The 17,027-nt window shown below is 69.8% G+C and carries 17 protein-coding genes; 9 read left to right on the top strand and 8 right to left on the bottom strand.

Annotated elements, in window-relative coordinates:
* The first annotated feature begins 20 nt into the window (after positions 1-20).
* From rpmH to G6N14_RS17985, 9 genes are all read left to right on the top strand, one after another.
* Positions 21-164: a 50S ribosomal protein L34 gene (gene rpmH / locus G6N14_RS18025; RefSeq protein ID WP_085136117.1), complete on the top strand. Its 144-nt coding sequence runs from the start codon at positions 21-23 to the stop codon at positions 162-164.
* A gap of 17 nt (positions 165-181) precedes the next feature.
* Complete coding sequence (gene rnpA, locus G6N14_RS18020) at positions 182-565, top strand: ribonuclease P protein component (RefSeq protein ID WP_085136118.1); 384 nt, start codon at positions 182-184, stop codon at positions 563-565.
* A complete protein-coding gene (yidD, locus tag G6N14_RS18015) occupies positions 565-879 on the top strand; it encodes a membrane protein insertion efficiency factor YidD (protein WP_085136119.1) in 315 nt (104 codons plus the stop codon). Before rnpA ends, yidD begins: the two co-directional genes overlap by 1 nt.
* Before the next feature lie 43 nt (positions 880-922).
* Positions 923-1,948, top strand: a complete 1,026-nt coding sequence (yidC, locus tag G6N14_RS18010; RefSeq protein WP_234808949.1) for a membrane protein insertase YidC — start codon at positions 923-925, stop codon at positions 1,946-1,948.
* Positions 1,949-2,004: 56 nt separating this feature from the next.
* Positions 2,005-2,559, top strand: coding sequence for a Jag family protein (locus tag G6N14_RS18005; protein ID WP_085136121.1), 555 nt, complete (start codon positions 2,005-2,007; stop codon positions 2,557-2,559).
* Between the two features lie 71 nt (positions 2,560-2,630).
* Positions 2,631-3,347, top strand: a complete 717-nt coding sequence (rsmG, locus tag G6N14_RS18000) for a 16S rRNA (guanine(527)-N(7))-methyltransferase RsmG (protein ID WP_085136122.1) — start codon at positions 2,631-2,633, stop codon at positions 3,345-3,347.
* Positions 3,344-4,348, top strand: a complete 1,005-nt coding sequence (locus G6N14_RS17995) for a ParA family protein (protein WP_407663143.1) — start codon at positions 3,344-3,346, stop codon at positions 4,346-4,348. Before rsmG ends, G6N14_RS17995 begins: the two co-directional genes overlap by 4 nt.
* A 69-nt stretch (positions 4,349-4,417) precedes the next feature.
* Complete coding sequence (locus G6N14_RS17990; protein ID WP_085136124.1) at positions 4,418-5,413, top strand: ParB/RepB/Spo0J family partition protein; 996 nt, start codon at positions 4,418-4,420, stop codon at positions 5,411-5,413.
* Positions 5,414-5,637: 224 nt separating this feature from the next.
* Complete coding sequence (locus G6N14_RS17985; RefSeq protein WP_085136125.1) at positions 5,638-6,375, top strand: acetyltransferase; 738 nt, start codon at positions 5,638-5,640, stop codon at positions 6,373-6,375.
* A 1-nt stretch (position 6,376) separates the two neighbouring features.
* On the opposite strand, the gene G6N14_RS17980 is transcribed toward G6N14_RS17985, so the two are convergent.
* The 8 genes from G6N14_RS17980 to G6N14_RS17945 form a co-directional block, all read right to left on the bottom strand.
* Positions 6,377-7,597, bottom strand: a complete 1,221-nt coding sequence (locus G6N14_RS17980) for an N-acetylmuramoyl-L-alanine amidase (RefSeq protein WP_085136126.1) — start codon at positions 7,595-7,597, stop codon at positions 6,377-6,379.
* Positions 7,598-7,764: 167 nt separating this feature from the next.
* Positions 7,765-8,094 (bottom strand): thioredoxin, encoded by a 330-nt coding sequence (gene trxA, locus G6N14_RS17975; protein WP_085136127.1) that lies wholly within the window; start codon positions 8,092-8,094, stop codon positions 7,765-7,767.
* On the bottom strand, positions 8,091-9,092 hold the full coding sequence (gene trxB, locus G6N14_RS17970) for a thioredoxin-disulfide reductase (RefSeq protein ID WP_085136128.1): 1,002 nt from the start codon (positions 9,090-9,092) through the stop codon (positions 8,091-8,093). The genes trxA and trxB overlap by 4 nt, the downstream gene beginning before the upstream one ends.
* An 85-nt stretch (positions 9,093-9,177) precedes the next feature.
* The gene (locus G6N14_RS17965) at positions 9,178-9,687 is read right to left on the bottom strand and encodes an RsmA family anti-sigma factor (RefSeq protein WP_179960852.1); all 510 of its coding nucleotides are present in this window, start codon (positions 9,685-9,687) and stop codon (positions 9,178-9,180) included.
* Between the two features lie 76 nt (positions 9,688-9,763).
* Entirely contained in the window at positions 9,764-10,336 is a 573-nt protein-coding gene (gene sigM / locus G6N14_RS17960; RefSeq protein ID WP_085136129.1) for an RNA polymerase sigma factor SigM, read from the bottom strand.
* A 90-nt stretch (positions 10,337-10,426) separates the two neighbouring features.
* Complete coding sequence (gene murJ / locus G6N14_RS17955; protein ID WP_234808943.1) at positions 10,427-13,831, bottom strand: murein biosynthesis integral membrane protein MurJ; 3,405 nt, start codon at positions 13,829-13,831, stop codon at positions 10,427-10,429.
* Positions 13,828-16,155 carry a hypothetical protein gene (locus G6N14_RS17950; protein WP_085136130.1) on the bottom strand — a complete coding sequence of 776 codons (2,328 nt, stop codon included), beginning with the start codon at positions 16,153-16,155 and terminating at the stop codon, positions 13,828-13,830. Before G6N14_RS17950 ends, murJ begins: the two co-directional genes overlap by 4 nt.
* A gap of 59 nt (positions 16,156-16,214) precedes the next feature.
* Positions 16,215-16,979: an NUDIX hydrolase gene (locus G6N14_RS17945; protein WP_179960851.1), complete on the bottom strand. Its 765-nt coding sequence runs from the start codon at positions 16,977-16,979 to the stop codon at positions 16,215-16,217.
* Between the last annotated feature and the right edge of the window lie 48 nt (positions 16,980-17,027).

Raw genomic sequence — 17,027 nt, 5'->3', positions numbered from 1 at the left:
CGCAACAAGGAGAGTGTGCCGTGGCCAAGGGCAAGCGGACCTTCCAGCCCAACAACCGTCGTCGGTCCCGTGTCCACGGGTTCCGTCTGCGGATGCGGACTCGTGCCGGCCGGGCCATCGTCACCGCCCGGCGTCGCAAGGGCCGTAGCTCGCTGACTGCCTGAGCACAGGCAGTTCGGCGGTGCTCCCGGCTCAGCACCGGATGAGACGATCGGCCGACTTCGGCGCGACGGTCAAATATGGCCGGCGGGCAGCACAGCCCGACCTGGTGATTTATGACCGGCGGACCGAAACCACCGAGGCGTCGACGCCGGATGCCGCCACCGCAACTCCGCCCCAGGTGGGCTTGATCATCGCCAAGACGGTCGGGTCCGCCGTCGAGCGGCACCAGGTGGCTCGGCGTCTGCGCCATGTGGCCCGCACGCTGTTGGCGGAGCTGGAACCCGACGAGCGGCTGGTGATCCGGGCACTGCCCGGCAGCAGGGCTGCGACTTCGGCGACGCTGGGTGCCCAGCTGCGCGCCGGCCTGCACTCGATCCGCCGGACCGCCGGTGCGGTGCGCTGATGCAAGGGATCGCGGTTGCGCCGGTACGCGGACTGATCTTCCTCATCCAGCTGTACCGCAATATGGTCTCCCCACTGCGTCTGCCGAGCTGCCGATTCATGCCGACCTGCAGCCAGTATGCGGTGGACGCCCTGAGCGAATACGGGTTGATTCGGGGAAGCTGGTTGGCAGTGGTACGGCTGGCCAAGTGCGGGCCGTGGCATCAAGGCGGTTGGGACCCTATTCCCGAGCGCTCCCAGGGCGCTGGCGAGGGCTGCTGCCCTGGCGAGAACGCCTCTCAAGAACGAGCGGAGGGTGAATACGGTGTCCTTTGATCCGGGCAGCCTGGACTACGTTTACTACCCGGTGTCGGGCATTATGTGGTTGTGGTACAAGGCTTTTAGCCTTCTGCTGGGGCCGGCGAACTTCTTCACCTGGGCCTTGTCGGTGGTGTTCCTGGTGTTCACGCTGCGGGCCCTGCTGTACAAGCCCTTCGTGAAACAGATCCGGACCACCCGGCAGATGCAGGAGCTGCAACCCCAGATCAAGGCCTTGCAGAAGAAATACGGCAAGGACCGCCAGAAGATGGCGCTGGAGATGCAGAAGCTGCAGCGTGAGCACGGCTTCAACCCCATCCTGGGTTGCCTGCCGATGCTGGCTCAGGTGCCGGTGTTCCTGGGTCTGTTCCATGTGCTGCGGTCGTTCAACCGCACCAGCAGCGGGATCGGCCAGCTCGGCCTGTCGCCGGATCTGAACCGCCAGCTGGGCAACTACTTCTTCAGCGCCGAGGACGTGGGCAACTTCCTGGACGCGAACCTCTTCGGGGCACCGCTGGGCGCGACGATGATTCAGCGGACCGGCTTGGACGCCTTCGCCGAATTCAACCGGGTGTCGGTGATCGCCGTCGGGGTGCCGATCATGCTCGCGGCCGGCATCGCCACCTACTTCAACAGCCGGGCCTCGGTGGCACGGCAGAGTCCGGAAGCCGCGGCGAACCCGCAGACCGCGATGATGAACAAGCTGGCGCTGTACGTGTTCCCGCTCGGCGTGGTGGTCGGTGGCCCGTTCCTGCCCCTGGCGATCATCTTGTACTGGTTCTCCAACAACATCTGGACCTTCGCGCAGCAGCACTACGTCTTCGGGTTGATCGCCAAGGAGGACGAGGAGAAGAAGGAAGAGGCGTTGCGCCGCCGTGCAGCCAACGCCCCGGCTCCCGGAGCCAAGCCCAAGCGGGCGGCCCGGGCGGCAACAGCCGATGCCCTTGAAGCCGAAGCGCCCGAGTCCGATGTGCCCGAGCCGAAAGCCGGTGGTAGCGCGGATGCGGTGAAACGCAACCCGGGCCGCCCCGCTGCTCGGGGCGGACGCCCGGGCGCAGGTGCCAAGCCGAAGAAACGCAAGCGGTAAACCGCCGCAACAAGCCAACCGGTACAGATGAGCTGCCGGACACGGAGGGAGATGAGATGACTGATACGACGGATTCGGACACCACGGAGCGCGAGGCGACGCCGGAGACCGAGGCCCAGGAGGGTAACGCCGCCACCGCGGTGAACCTGGAGGACCGCCTGGTGGCCGAAGGGGAGATCGCCGGTGACTACTTGGAGGAGCTGCTCGACCTCCTGGACTTCGACGGCGACATCGACCTCGATGTGGAAGGCCGCCGTGCGGTGGTCAGCATCGACGGCGGCTCGGACCTGACCAAGCTGGTGGGGCGAAAGGGCGAGGTGCTCGACGCGCTGCAGGAGCTGACCCGCTTGGCGGTGCACCAGAAGACCGGCGAGCGCAGCCGGCTGATGCTTGACATCGCCGGTTGGCGGCGCCGGCGCCGGGACGACTTGACCGCGCTCGGCGACGAGGTGGCGCGGCGGGTCTTGGAGACCGGAGCCGATGAGGAACTGGCCCCGATGAGCCCGTTCGAACGTAAGATCGTCCACGATGCGGTGGCCGCCGTTGCCGGCGTGCACAGCGAGAGTCAGGGTGTCGAGCCGTCGCGCCGTGTCGTGGTTCGGCGCGACTGACAAGACTTCAGGGCAGGGAATCACATCCGTGTGATTCCCTGCCCGCGGTTCATTCCCGGGAAGCCGGAGGAATGTTTCACGTGAAACATGTCGAGGGAGCACCGGCACCGGAACCACCCCCGGAGGCGGCCGAAGTCTTCGGTGACCGCCTACCCCTCGCCCGCCGTTACGCGGGTCTGCTGGCCGGCGCCGGTGTCGAACGCGGGCTGATCGGTCCCCGCGAAGTGGAGCGGTTGTGGGACCGGCATCTGCTGAACTGCTCGGCGGTCGGCGAGCTCCTCGAGGCGGGCGAGCGCGTGGCGGACATCGGGAGCGGCGCCGGGTTGCCGGGAATCCCGGTGGCGATCGTGCGCCCCGATATTGCGATGACGTTGGTGGAGCCACTGGCGCGGCGTAGTGAGTTTCTCCGGGAGGCCGTCGCTGAGCTCGAGTTGGCCAACGTCGACATCGTGCGCGGCCGGGCCGAGGACCGATCCGTTCGGGACACGGCCGGTGATCGTGACGCCGTCTTGTCGCGGGCGGTGGCGAGTCTCGACAAGATCAGCCGATGGACCTTTCCGCTGTTACGCGGCGGCGGGCGAATGCTCGCGATGAAGGGGGAGCGAGCCCAAGCCGAGGTGGACGAGCACCGTGCCACCATGGCGGGACTAGGCGCGAGGGACGTAAGGGTGGTGAGATGTGGCGTGAACTATTTAATCCCGCCCGCGACCGTAGTGGTGGCGTTGCGGGGCGAGCCCACCCGGGCTCGGAGGGGCGCGACGCGACGGGGAACCAGGAGGCAGATATGAGCAGACCAGTCCCGCCGGATGTCACGCCGCGTCCGCCCGCCAAGTCCACCCGGCCCGCGCCCACCGCGGTTTCACGTGAAACATCGGGCGCCGCGGTTTCACGTGAAACATCGTCGGACTTCGTCGACACCCCGATCGGGGCCGCGGCCGAGCGCGCCATGCAGGTGCTGCACACCAACAACCGGTTGCCCCGGCCCCGGCGCCGGCGGGTGTTCACCGTCGCAAATCAGAAGGGCGGCGTCGGCAAGACCACCACGGCCGTCAACCTCGCCTCCGCCCTGGCGGTACAGGGAATCAAAACCCTGGTGATCGATCTCGACCCGCAGGGGAACGCCAGCACCGCCCTGGGCATCGCGGACCGCAAGTCCGGCACGCCGTCCTCCTACGAAGTGTTGATCGGCGCCATCCCGGCAGCCACCGCACTGCAGCGGAGTCCGCACAGCGAACTGCTGTACTGCATCCCCGCCACCATCGATCTGGCCGGCGCGGAGATCGAACTGGTGAGCATGGTGGCGCGGGAGAACCGACTCCGCAACGCCCTGGCCGACCTCGACCGCTTCGACTTCGACTACGTCTTCATCGACTGCCCGCCTTCCCTGGGCCTGCTGACCGTCAACGCGTTGGTCGCGGCGCCGGAGGTGCTGATCCCCATCCAGTGCGAGTACTACGCGCTGGAGGGGGTCTCGCAGTTGATGCGCAACATCGAGATGGTCAAGGCACACCTCAACCCGCGACTGGCGGTGACCACTGTGCTACTGACCATGTACGACGGGCGAACCAAACTGGCGGATCAAGTTGCCGACGAGGTCCGCCGGTACTTCGGAGACCGGGTGCTGCGCACGGTGATCCCGCGCAGCGTCAAGGTCTCGGAGGCACCGGGATACAGCATGACGATCATCGAGTACGACCCCGGCTCAAGGGGAGCCATGAGCTACCTGGACGCCAGCCGGGAATTGGTCGAGCGGGATCTGGCGGACGGGCACGACGGGGGCCGGCAGTGACCCGCCTGCTGGACCGAGCCGCCGAGGAGTCAGCCACCGTGGGCACAGGGATAGGGAGGAGCGCCACCGATGACCGGACCGTCGCGTAAGAAGGGCGGCCTGGGCCGCGGCCTGGCCTCGCTGATCCCGACGGGACCGGGCGAGGGCGGCAACGCACCGGGCGACCGGGCAGCGGGCCTGGGCCCGCGTATGGGCGATGCGGCCGCGGACGTCGTCCTCGGCGGCCTGGGCACCGCGCCGCCGGCAGCTCCCGATGTGGGAGCGGTCTACCGGGAGATCAGGCCGGCCGACATCGAGCCCAACCCGCGCCAGCCCCGGCAGGTGTTCGACGACGAGGCGCTCGCGGAACTGGTGCATTCCATCCGCGAATTCGGCTTGATGCAGCCGATCGTGGTGCGGGAGATACCGGGCTCGTCGCGCTACCAGCTGGTGATGGGGGAGCGGCGCTGGCGAGCGTCGCAACAGGCCGGCCTGGAGACCATCCCGGCGATCGTGCGGGAGACCGAGGACGACAATCTCCTACGCGACGCGCTGCTGGAGAACATCCACCGCGTTCAGCTCAACCCCTTGGAAGAGGCGGCGGCCTATCAGCAATTGCTGGACGAGTTCGGGGTCACCCACGACGAGTTGGCGACACGCATCGGACGCTCTCGTCCCTTGGTGACGAACATGATCCGGCTGCTGCGGCTGCCCATCGCGGTGCAGCGCAGAGTCGCCGCCGGGGTGCTGTCAGCCGGGCATGCACGGGCGTTGCTCTCCCTGGAGGGGGGAGCCGAGGCCCAGGAGGAACTCGCGGCGAGGATCGTGGCCGAGGGGCTGTCGGTGCGCGCCACCGAGGAGGCCGTCACCCTGGCCAACCGTGCGGGGCCCGCGAACCCGGTCGCGCCGCGGCGCAAGCCGATCCAGATGCCCGGCCTGCAGGACATCGCCGAACGGCTGTCGACGACCTTCGACACCCGGGTGATGGTCAGTTTGGGCAAGCGCAAGGGCAAGATTGTGGTCGAGTTCGGATCGGTCGATGACTTGCAGCGCATCGTCGAGATGATGGACCGGAAAACCTCTTAAGGCCGTGATCCGCCAACGTCCAGGGCTACCGGGCCGTTACGTCACTGTGACGGTACGACGATCCCGGAACCGAGGGGGCTTCCAATGATGTTGAAGGACAGCAGCTTTCGATTTTTCCAGGGGTCGGCCGGCCAAATGGCACCGAGGGTGGCATCCGGCGGCTCGTCCCTCCTATCCTTAAAGGGCTGTCGTGGGCGACAGCAAGGGTTGAGACCGGGAGTCCAGTGTCTGTCCGAATCGCACCCCTGAAGCTGGAGGGTTTCGAGCAGCTTCCCAAGCACGCACGGCGTTGTGTCTTCTGGGAGGTGGATTCGGCGACCCTCGGCGGCGACGAGCACCTGTCGGACCCGGAGTTCGAGAAGGAAGCCTGGCTGTCGATGGTGATGCTGGAGTGGGGGACCTGCGGGCAGGTGGCCACCCCCTCGGCATCCGCACGCGGCATCGCCGACCCGCCATGTCTGGGCTACGCGCTCTATGCCCCCCCGCGCGCCGTCCCGCGTGCGCACCGGTTTCCCACCGGGCCGGTTTCCGCCGACGCGGTGCTCCTGACATCGATCGGGGTCGATCCGGCTCCGCTGGCCGACGGGCTGGCCCGGGAACTGATCGCCCGGGTGGTCGAGGAGCTGATGCGGCGAGGGGTCCGCGCACTGGAAGCCTTCGGCCGGACGCCGGAGGTCTCGGAGCTGCTGGACACCGCGAGCGCACCGCCCGACGTGGCGCCGGTGTTGGAAGCGGTCGGTGACTGCTCAGTCGAACACTGCATCATCGCCGCGGATTTCCTGACCGATGTCGGCTTCACCGTGGTGGCGCCGCACCGGTACTTTCCCCGGCTGCGCTTGGAACTCGACAAGGGCCTGGGTTGGAAGGCGGAAGTCGAGGCCGCGCTCGAGCGGTTGCTGGAAAGCGCGCGGCTCGAGGCACCGATCGGTGCGTGCGCGCCGGCGTCGGGGAGTGCGGTTTAGGTCAGGAACCGCCGAGTTGGCCGGTCCGCTCCACCGACAGCTCGTGGGCCAGCAACTCGGCGAAGGTGAAGGTTCCGGTGGGCCGGTCGTTCTTGCCGAGCAGATACAGTCGCTTGACCGCGGCCAGGATGCCTTCGGCGATGGCGTCGCGGGTGGCGGGGGAGGCCAGCATCGCGCGATCACCCGGACTGGTGATGTAGCCGACGTCCACCTCGACGGTGGGCATCCGGGTCAGCCGCAGCAGGTCCCATGTCCGGCCGTGCGCGCGGCAGTCTTGCAACCCGGTGCGGGCCACGATCTCTCGCTGAATGAAGTCAGCCAGATTACGGCCGATGGTGGACACCGAACCATGCGAGTTGCCGAAGTGGAAAGACGCCACCCCGTTGGCCGCCGGACTGACGTGGGTGCCACAGCGCAGGCTGATCATGAGGTCGGCGCCCACGGCGTTTGCGGTGGCCGCGCGCTCGGCGTCGGAAGGATTACGGCCACTGGGGCGGGATAGGAAAGTGTCCATCCCGATGGCCGTCATCCGGCCTTCCAAACGACTTGCCAAGTCCCACAAGATATCTGCTTCACTGATCGGACCCGATGGCGTCTGGGTGATCAGCCCGTGATCCCGGCCGCCGCGGCCCGGGTCGATCACGATCCGCTTCCCGGAAAGCCGGGGGCCCGAGCGTCGCACCAGTTCCTCTTCACGGATCGCATGCGGCGAACCGCCACTCACCCGGGAAGCCAGGAAGTTCAAGGAGCGCAACGTTTCCGGCCCGCAGATGCCGTCGGCGTACAGGCCGTACTCACGCTGGTAGGACATCAGGGCGTTGTGCGTCTGGATGCCGAAGTAGCCGTCCACCAGACCGGTGTAGAAACCCAGATCCTGCAGCCGGGCTTGCAACGTGGCGACATCGTCGCCGTACATCGGAGCCCCGAACTGGTGATTGAGGATGCGTGCACCCAGGCGGTAGGACGCCTCCTTGAGTGCCCGGTAGGTGGCCTCGCCGATCACCCCGTCCACAAGCAGACCGCGCTGTTGCTGGAAGGCCCGCACCGCCTGGTCGAGTTCGGCGTCGAAGACGTCGAGCGCCACATGCTTGCCGGTGCTCAGGTCCGCATCGGGGCTGTCCACCAGGCCCAGGGCGGCAAAGGCTGCCCGGATCTCCACCACCGCGCCGCTACGGTCACCACGACGCAGGCCCTCGTGGGCGCCGCGATGCCGACCCGACATTACTGAGACCCTCCGGTTGTCGCTGTTGGCACTGGAGCCGCCGCTGATATTGCCAGCAGGTTAGCCAGAATTGTCTCAGATCCCAGGGCAATTTTCGAAAACGGAGCGGCTACAAACGAGCCTACAGAGCGCAGCCTCACAAGCCGGCCGGACAGTGCCCGACGTCGCTAGGTGGCGTCGGCGAGCTCCCGCAGCAGGGCGGCCTTGCCCTTGGCGCCGACGATCCGCTTCACCGGCTGGCCGTCCTTGAACAGGATCAGGGTGGGGATCGACACCACGTTGAAGTCCCGCGCGGTGTTGGGGTTGGCGTCCACGTCGAGTTTGGCGACGGTGAGCTGGCCGGCCTGCTCGGCGGCGATCTCCTCCAGCACCGGGGCCACCATCTTGCAGGGACCGCACCAGGTGGCCCAGAAGTCCACCAGCACCGGTTTGGTGCTGGCCAGCACATCGGCGGCGAAGGTGGCGTCGGAGACGGTTACCGTGCTGTGGTCGGTCATCGTGGTGCTCCCGTCAGGGTCTCAATACTGGTGTCGTGGGCATCTGCTGCGTCCGTGTCGTCATGCGATTCTGCCAGCCAACGTTCGGCGTCGATGGCGGCCGCGCAGCCCGTTCCGGCGGCGGTGATCGCCTGCCGGTAGGTGCGGTCCACCAGATCGCCGGCCGCAAACACGCCCTCCACCGAGGTGCGCGTGCCGGGCTGCTGGACCAGCACGTAGCCGTCCGCGTCCAGTTCAACGGTGTCACGCACCAGCGCCGAGCGGGGGTCGTGGCCGATCGCGACGAACACACCGGTCACCGGCAGGGTGGTCTCCTCACCGCTGAGGGTGTCGCGCACCCGCAGGCCGGTCACGGTCTGCTCGCCTTCCACCGCGACGGGAACGCTGTTGGTCAGGAACCGGATCTTGTCGTTCTCGCGGGCCCGGGCGAGCATGATCTTCGAGGCGCGGAACTCGTCGCGGCGGTGCACCAGGGTCACACTGCGGGCGAAGCGGGTCAAGAAGGTGGCCTCCTCCATCGCCGAGTCACCGCCGCCGATCACGGCGATGTCCTGGTCACGGAAGAAGAAGCCGTCGCAGGTGGCACACGAGCTCACCCCGCGGCCCAGTAGCTCCTGCTCGCCGGGGATGTTGAGATAGCGGGCGGCGGCGCCCATGGCCAAGATGACGGCCCGGGCGTGCAGGGTCTCGCCGTCGGCGGTGACGACGGTCTTGACCGGCCCCTCCAGATCGACCGACTCGATGTCCTCCATCCGCAGGTCGGCGCCGAAGCGCAGGGCCTGCTCACGCATCTCGTCCATCAACTCCGGGCCCATGATTCCGTTGCGGAAGCCGGGGAAGTTCTCCACTTCGGTGGTGGTCATCAAGGCGCCGCCGAACGCGGTGCCCTCAAACACCACCGGGGCCAGCTGCGCGCGGGCGGCGTAGATCGCGGCGGTGTACCCGGCCGGACCCGAGCCGATGATGATCACCTGGTGGGTGGAGGGTGTCTCAGACATCGATGACCTTTCCGCTGGGATCGGGTTTCACGGGCTTGCAACGTCAGCGTAGGCGGCGATTGTTCCCGAACCGCTGGGGCCGGGCCTAGGGGCGCCGCACGGTGGTGTCGGCCAGCAGTCCGGTGTCGACCGAACTGCAGTGCGGCGCCACCGCCAGCGCGTTGATCGTGCCGGGTGCTGTACCCGCAAGCAGCAGCACCACCCCGGGGCGACCGTTGATGGTGATCTCGCGGGCGCCCAGCACCGGGGTGGAAGCCGGATAGCCCAAACCGGTCAGGCAGCCCGCCCGGCGCGCCGGATCGGCAAGCGGGCCGTACTCGGGGCGGCGGTCCAGCAGTTCGAGGATCTCCGGTTCCGACAGCGGCAGGACCGCGGTGGGTGCGGACTCCACCGTGATGGCGTCGAACGAACGGCGCCCGCTGGAGGTGTCACCGGGGAACCGCACCAAGGCGGCCGTGCCGAGCCCGACGGCAAGCACCGCAGCGGTGCCGCCGGCCCAGGCGGCGATCCGGCTGAACTGGGGCAGGGGCCGGCTCGAGTGCGCCGGCGGTCCACTGTGGCCCCGGGGCTGTTCCTCGCCCGCATCGACTGGCATACCGCGGCTTCCGCTCGTTGTCGTGTCGTCGCGCACCGTCGTCGCTCCGACCTGCTGACCCCCTCGGGCGCCAAGGTTATCCGCCCGTCGGGCCTGCGCACCGCAGCGCCGGGCCCAGCGGGGCGGACCGTTCCAGCAGCGCGGCCAGCCGGGCCCGTCCGCGGGCGCAGCGACTCTTGACCGTTCCCGGAGCCACCCCGAACGCCTGCGCGGCGTCGGCCACCGAATAGCCGTGCATGTCCACCGCGATCACCGCGGCCCGCTGGGCGGCCGGCAGCCGGCGCAACGCGGCACGCACCAGCAGCGCGGTATCGACCTGCGCGGTGCCATCGCCGACGGTGGCGTGGCCGGCGAGGAGTTCGATGTGGGTCACGGGGTTCCGGCGCAGCCGGTCCAGGCAGGCGTTGACCACGATGCGGTGCAGCCAGCTGCCCACGGCGGCGTGGTGGCGAAACGACCCGGCCGCCCGGTGCGCGGAGAGCATCGCCTCCTGCAGGGCGTCCTCGGCCTCCTCGGGGCAGCCGGTGGTGAGCCGGGCCAGGCGGCGCAGCCGCCCATGGTGGCGCCCGTAGAGCTCGCCGAAGGCGTACGGGTCGCCGGCGACATGCGCGGCCAGCAGTTCGGCGTCACTGCGCTCCGGGTGGCCCATGGGCCGGACAGTAATCAGCGGCGACCCGGTCGGCACTTCACCCGATCGCCTTGTCCACAGGCACCGGGCGGGGGCGCGGACGGCGAGCTGCTAGGACGCCGCCTGCACGGTGATCTCGGAGATCTGCGTGCGGTTCTCCCCACCGGTGTTGCCCATCGTGGTGATCCAGACCAGCAGGTTCGACGTCGGGGCGGCCGAGTCGGCGGTGATCTTGTTGGAACCGGGATGCAGCGTCTTCGCCGGCGCCAGCAGGGTGGTGTCCTCCAGCCGCGACGGCTTGGGTGTCGATGCGGAGCGCAGCTCGACCCGGGTGCCGGTGCTGGACACGTTCAGCGAGACGCTGCCGATCACCGTGGGGCTGGGCAGCTGCAGGATCAGGCCCACGCCGTTCTTGAAGTTCGGGAAGGGCACGGGATCGGAGTAGGTGTCGGTGGACCAGGCGGTGGCCGGGTCCCCGTCGATCGCCAGACCGGCGTCCTGGGGCCGGTCGGCCTCGCCGCCGGGCGAGAACACCGTCGCCTGTATCGGCTTCACCACGCCACTCGGCCCGGCCGCGTCGGGCAGGACCGACGCCGACGGACTGCTCAGGCCCAGTTCGGTCTTGTCCAACCCGTTGACGTCACCGAAGATGCGGTTGAGCACCGAGGCCAGCACCAGCAGCGCTACCAGGATGACGGCGCCACCGATGCCCAGTCCGATCAGCACCCGCCGGCGCCGGTCGGCGCGGGTCTCGTCGTCCGGGGGCGTGGGCGCCGGCCGGGGCGGCTCGTCGGCGACCGGTCCCAGTAGCTCGGTCTGCTCGTGCAGGGCCGTGGCCTGCTGCAGCAGGTTGGACAGCGTCGAAGCGCCACGGATCCCGCCGTCGGGCGCGATGGCATGACTGGCGGCCGCGGCGATCTGGAAGGGGATGTCCGGCTTGATCGCGTCCGGCGGGATCGGGTTGCCGTTCTCGTCACGGTCGGCCGGTTGCAGGCCGCCTTCGGAACCCTTCCCGGCGTCGGCCAACGGCCACCGGTTGACCAGCAGCGCGTACAGGGTGGCCCCGATTCCGCGAATGTCGTCCTCGGGTTTGGTGTCGGGCAGGGTGGCAGGGAAGGCCAGGGTGACGTCGCCGTCGACGCTGACCCGCACCCGCGCCGGGTTGTCGATGGACAGGGCCACGCCGTTGTGGTGGGCGGCTTCGGCGGCGCTGGCCAGCGATCGGATCGCGCGGCCCGCGCCGACCGGTGACGGCGCCGTACCCGCGACCTCCTGCAGCGAGGCGCCCCGCACCCATTCGGAGACCACCAGTCCGCCCGCACCGACGCGCACCACGTCGAGCACCCGGGCGATTCCGGGTGCGTCGATCTGACTGAGCCGCTGGGTTCGCGTGAGCACACCGGTGAGCTGGTCGTCGGGCATGGTCTGGTTCGGGTCGACGAACGTCAGCGCCACCTGCCGGTCCAGCGCGGTGTCCAGCGCCTGCCAGAACTGCAGCACCGGCGTGCCGCCGTGACGTACCAGCAGCCGGTAGCGACCGCCGGCGACGCTCAGCCCCGGGGTCAGCAAGCTGTCGTTGCTGACCGGCGCTGGGGCCTCGGCGGCTCGCTGGGCCGACTGCGGAGCAACGGTCCTCGACGCGGCCCGAGACCCCGCCCCCTCCGAAGGAATGTTGGTCACCTCCGCACCTTTCGGTGTCCTGCCTCCGGCGATGTGCTCCGGCGGCATGTGCGCGGCGGGATTGTTCGTCACATCCCCGCCGACTGTGGGCAAACAGTTGTGCTCAGCGTACGGGACGTCGAGATCGCGAGCAGGCGGGTTGGGCGCGCCGGCCTGCGGCGCCCGTGAACCGATCCGCCGGCGGACCGCGGCCAGTGCGGCCACGGCTTCGGGCACCCCGGCGCGCACCATCACCGCCCCGATGATCGGCAACATCACCAGCGTCAGCACCAGCAGGCGCAGCATCGAGCCCGCGGCACCGTGGCCAGTCAGCGCCGGCAGGCCCAGCACTCGATCGGTCAACTCGGCCACCAGGCCGGCAGCCAAGGAGGCGGTCAACGTCACCAGGACGGTGCGGATCACGTCCGGCCCCAGCAGCCGCCAGTGCCCGGCGGGCATGCCCGGGCGGGCGGGCGGCCGCAGGGAGCGGCGCAGCAGCAGATGTCCGACGACAGCCCCGGCGGTAAAGCCCAGCCCGTTGGCCAGCCCCAGGTAGGCGGCGACCAGATCCGGATCGCCGGTCAGGTGCGGGGCCAGGACGGAGGCACCGATCTTCACCGCGGTGATCACCACGATGATGGCGATCGGTGTCCACGGTTGTTCGCGCGCGTAGAAGACCCGCAGCTGCAGCAGCACCATGGCGTAGGGGATCAGCGTGAACGCCGACATGGCGACCGCGGCGCCCAGGTATCCCGCGTCGACGTCGCCGAAGTTGCCGTAGGCGAACAGGGCGCTGCCGATCGCCGGGCCGGCGACGGTCATCACGGCCACGATCGGAATCAGGGTGATCATCATCAGCCGCGTGGCCAGCGACAGATCGGCCAGCACCGCGGGGTCGTCGCCGGCGGCGGCGTTGCGGCTCAACCGGGGCATCACCACGGTCAGCACCGTCACGCCGATCATGCCGAACGGCAACTGCAGCAGCAGCCAGGCGTAGTAGTAGATCGCCGGCCCGGAGGCAGCCGCCGTACTGGCGATCTGGTTGGTGACCACCAGTCCGATCTGGCTGATCAGGACATAGAGCACCATGGCCGAGGCCATCGTGCCGAAGCGCTTGAGGCGGTCGTCGATTCCCCACAGCGGGCGCAGGCTGATGTGCTCGCGCCGGATCGCCACCAGCAGAACGACGGTTTGGGCGACGACGCCGGCCGTCGTGCCGACCCCGAGCACCAGCAGCTTGGCGTTGCCCATCCGCACCGGGTCCACCGACAGTTCGCCCGGCACCAGCAGGTAGAGCACCAACGTGGCGATCGCGACCACGTTGTTGACCACCGGTGCCCAGGCCGGCGGCCCAAAAATGTTGCGGGTGTTCAGGATCGCCATGAACACCGAAGACAACCCGTAGCAGATCACCTGCGGCAGCAGCAGATACGCGAATGCGATGGTCAGCGCCTCGTTGACCTGCGGGTCACCACCGAGCATCAGCCGGACCAGCAGCGGGGCGGCCGCCACCGAGATCACGGTGGTGGCCAGCAGCAGCGCGGTGGCCAGCGTGACCAGCCGGCGGACGAACGCCGCGCCGCCGTCGGCGTCGTCGCGTTCGGCGCGGGCCAGCACCGGTACGAAGATCGCGGTGAAGGTCGCCTCCAGCACCAGCGCGGCGATCTGATTCGGCAGCTGGTTGGCCACCGAGAAGGCGCTCGACAGCGCCGCACCCAGGATTGCCGCCAGCAGCACCACCCGAACGAATCCGGTGATCCGGCTGACCAGCGTGGCCAGTGCCATCCCCCAGGAACGCGACACCACCGCGGCGTCGCTGAGCTCGGGGCGGGCCGGTTGCGATGCGGGCGTGCTCACCGGTCTCCGCTGTCATCTGCGGGCACCCGCGCCGGCGCGGCGGCAGGCGGCTGGTCCCGGATCGGATCGGGCCGGTCCAAGTCGGCGCGGTCGGGCTGGCCGCGGAAACGGTGCCACAGCCGCCGCCCGGTCAGCACCGTGAGCGCCGCCGCGGCGGTCATGGTGAACAGGAACAGCACCATGCCGTAGGCGTTGGAGTGCACCGACAGCCGCACCGACTCGCCCAGGGGCAGCCCGTCGGGGGTCTGTAGCGCGGCATCGACCACGAAGTGCTGGTTGACCCGTACCTCGACCGGAACCCGCAGCGGCAGATACCCCGGCGGCAGCTCCAACTCCCCGACATCGGTGACCGTCATCCCGGGCGGGGCGTCGACGTGCAGGCGCACCCGGATCGGGACGGCCAGGTCGTTGCGCAGCGCCAGCGGCAGCGGGCTGTGCTCGGTGGCCAGCGTGTAGGAGTCGGCGGGATGGACGATGGTGACCCCGCCGATCAGATCGGCGACGGTGGCGCCGATGATCGCCAGCCGCTGCGCGGCCAGACCGTTGCGGGCATTGACCGGTTCGGTCTGGGTCAGGGCCCGCAGCATGCCCTCGGCGAGCGGGGCGGTGTAGGCCTCACCGGTCAGCCCGGTGCGGGCGTCGGTGGTCAACGCCGAGGTCAAGCCCCACAGCCGGGCGATGTTGCCGGCCACCGCGCCGACGACCTCCGGCCCGAAGCCGCCGGCCGGCTGCTGGGCCGGTAGCGGGACCGCGGGCGGGTCGGTGACGTCGCGCGACTCGGCGATCAGGGCGGTCAGGGGCCGGGCCACCGCCAGCCCGGAACGCAAGGCGGTCGCAAACGTGCTCAGCACCGCCCGCGCGTCGTCGGCGCGGGGCTTCCAGTAGGCCGGCGGCATCAGGATCTCGTTGCGCGGAGCACGGGGGTCCTCGGGGGTTTCCAGCGCGCGCCACAGCATCGAGCCGAGGGCGTCCTGGCGACGGGCCAGCGCCGAGTCGTGGTGCAGCCGCACCGTCAGGGAACCGTCGAGATAGCTGGGCGTGGCCGGTTCGGTGCCCACGGCGGCCAACGCCGCGCCGACGGCGGGGTCATACGGCGACAAGACCAGCTGCGGAGACAACCGCCGCGGGGTGACGTCGGCGGTGACGCCCGGCTCGCGGGCCGAGCAGTCACCGGCAGCGATCACCACCGCGGTGCCCTGCGTGCCGATCAGGTCCGCCGAAGCCGCCGTCAGCCGGCCGTCGCCGAGCAGGACCGCACCGCGGGTCGAGCTCACCTGCAGGATGCGGTCGACGATGTCGGCCGGCTTGGCCACCGCTATCGCCGCCAGCCGGGCGTCGCCCACTCGAGCCAAGGCGTCCAGGTCGGCCTGCGCGTAGGGGGTGGCCGCGACACAGGTGTGCTGCGCCAGCCGGCGCAACCTGTCCAGCCAGGACCGGGCGGCGTCGCGGCCGGTGCCCGGATGCGAGACCGTGCTCTCGGGGGAGTCGGCCACCACGTAGCCGTCCGTCATCGCGTTGACCGTCACCAGCAGGTCCGGGTCGACGGCCAGGCACAACGCCCGGTTGACCACCCCGTTGGCATCGACCGCCGGGCTGGTGGCGAACTCGGCCGCGGACAGCAGCGCCTCCAGGCGACCACCCGGGGCCAGCGACGCCGCCAGATCGTCGTCGGTGAGCCGCACCGGCCGGGTGCCCCCGGGTGCCCCCGGGGTCAGCCGCGGCCGATCGGCCAGCGGCCAGAACATGGTGAGCCGCACCGGGTGGGAGATGTCGGGGGGGACGGTCCCGGCGACGCCATCGGAGTCCGGGTCGGTTTTGGGCAGACCGGTCACCGGCAGCAGGAACCGGGCGTCGTCGAGCCGGGTCGGCGCGCCGTAGTCGGGCGTGCCGTTGACGTTCACCAGCACCGGATAAATGCCCGGAAGGTCGACGTCGAGGGCTGGCTGGCTGGCCGAACGCAGTGGGGCGGACAGCGTGAAGCGGGCTTCCTGCCCGCGCTGCAGTTCTGCGGCCACGGTGCTGAACGGTCCGACCGGACGGTATTGGTCATGGGCACCGGTGAGGGCGGTGCGCAGCCCGGCCGACGAAGCGACGGCGCCGGCCTGCTCCAGGCGCACCATGACGTCGCGGACCGGCCGGTCGCCGACATTGGTCACCGTGCCCGCGACCGTGACCAGCGGGGCGCTGGAGGTGGTGACGACGTCCGGGGTGACGCGGTCGACGCGGATCTGGACGAACGGCGCCACGTCGGGTTCGCCGGTCGCCGAATGCGGTCCGGCGGTGCACAGTGCCGTGCCGAGAGTCATCAGGAGCGCGGCGATCATCGCCGGGAGGGCTGCCAACCGCCTCGGCACGGGACCCCCACCGCTTGGTCGCGTGTGGGTCACGGGTCCAGCCTGCGACCGTTCTTCGGGTCCGGCGAGAGCTCGCCTGCACGAGTAGGGCGGGCGCGGGAATGCGTCTGCGGACGGCGCCGGGGAGCCGAAGCCGGCAGCGGGGGCAGGGCGGCCGGGCCGTCGGCCTGCAGGCGGTCGATCAATTCGTCGGCGACCAGCGCCAGCCGGCGCTCGTCGGCGTACGCCAAGCGGGACGGCAGCTCCCGGATCGGCACCCACGCCACTTCGGCGACCTCCACATCGTCGTCGCACAGCTCGCCGCTGGCGAACCGCATCAGATAGTGGTGCACCGTCTTGTGCACCCGGCGCCCGTCGGTGACGAACCAGTAGTCGATGCTGCCCAGGGAGGCCAGCACGCTGCCCTGAACACCGGTTTCCTCGGCGACCTCGCGGATCGCGGTCTGCTCGGCGGTCTCACCGACCTCGATATGGCCCTTGGGTAAGGACCACAAGATCCTGCCCCGCCGGTCCACCCGCCCGATCAGCGCGGCCACCTGTTCCTCGCGGGGACCGTCGATACCGTCCACGACGAGGCCGCCGGCCGACGTCTCATGCACGGTGCGCAGGCGCTCCGGTCCGTGGCGCGCGGTGCGGGGCCGACCCGGCGCGGCCCGCCCGGTCGGCACGCTGGTGCTGTGCGCGGCGTCGGTGGCGGGGGATTCGGCGTGGTTGAGCTTCGGGCCGGACGTGCGCCGACCACGGCGCCGCCGACGGCGCCGTCCCGAATTGGCTTCTCCGCCGTCGGCCGACACCCATGTGATAGTAGCTGGCACGCGCAGGCCGACCTGCCTCCCTCGCCG

It is taken from the genome of Mycolicibacter hiberniae (assembly GCF_010729485.1).
Taxonomy (GTDB): Bacteria; Actinomycetota; Actinomycetes; order Mycobacteriales; family Mycobacteriaceae; genus Mycobacterium; species Mycobacterium hiberniae.
Note: the sequence above shows the minus strand (reverse complement) of the source record. Positions and strands in the feature narration are given on the sequence as shown.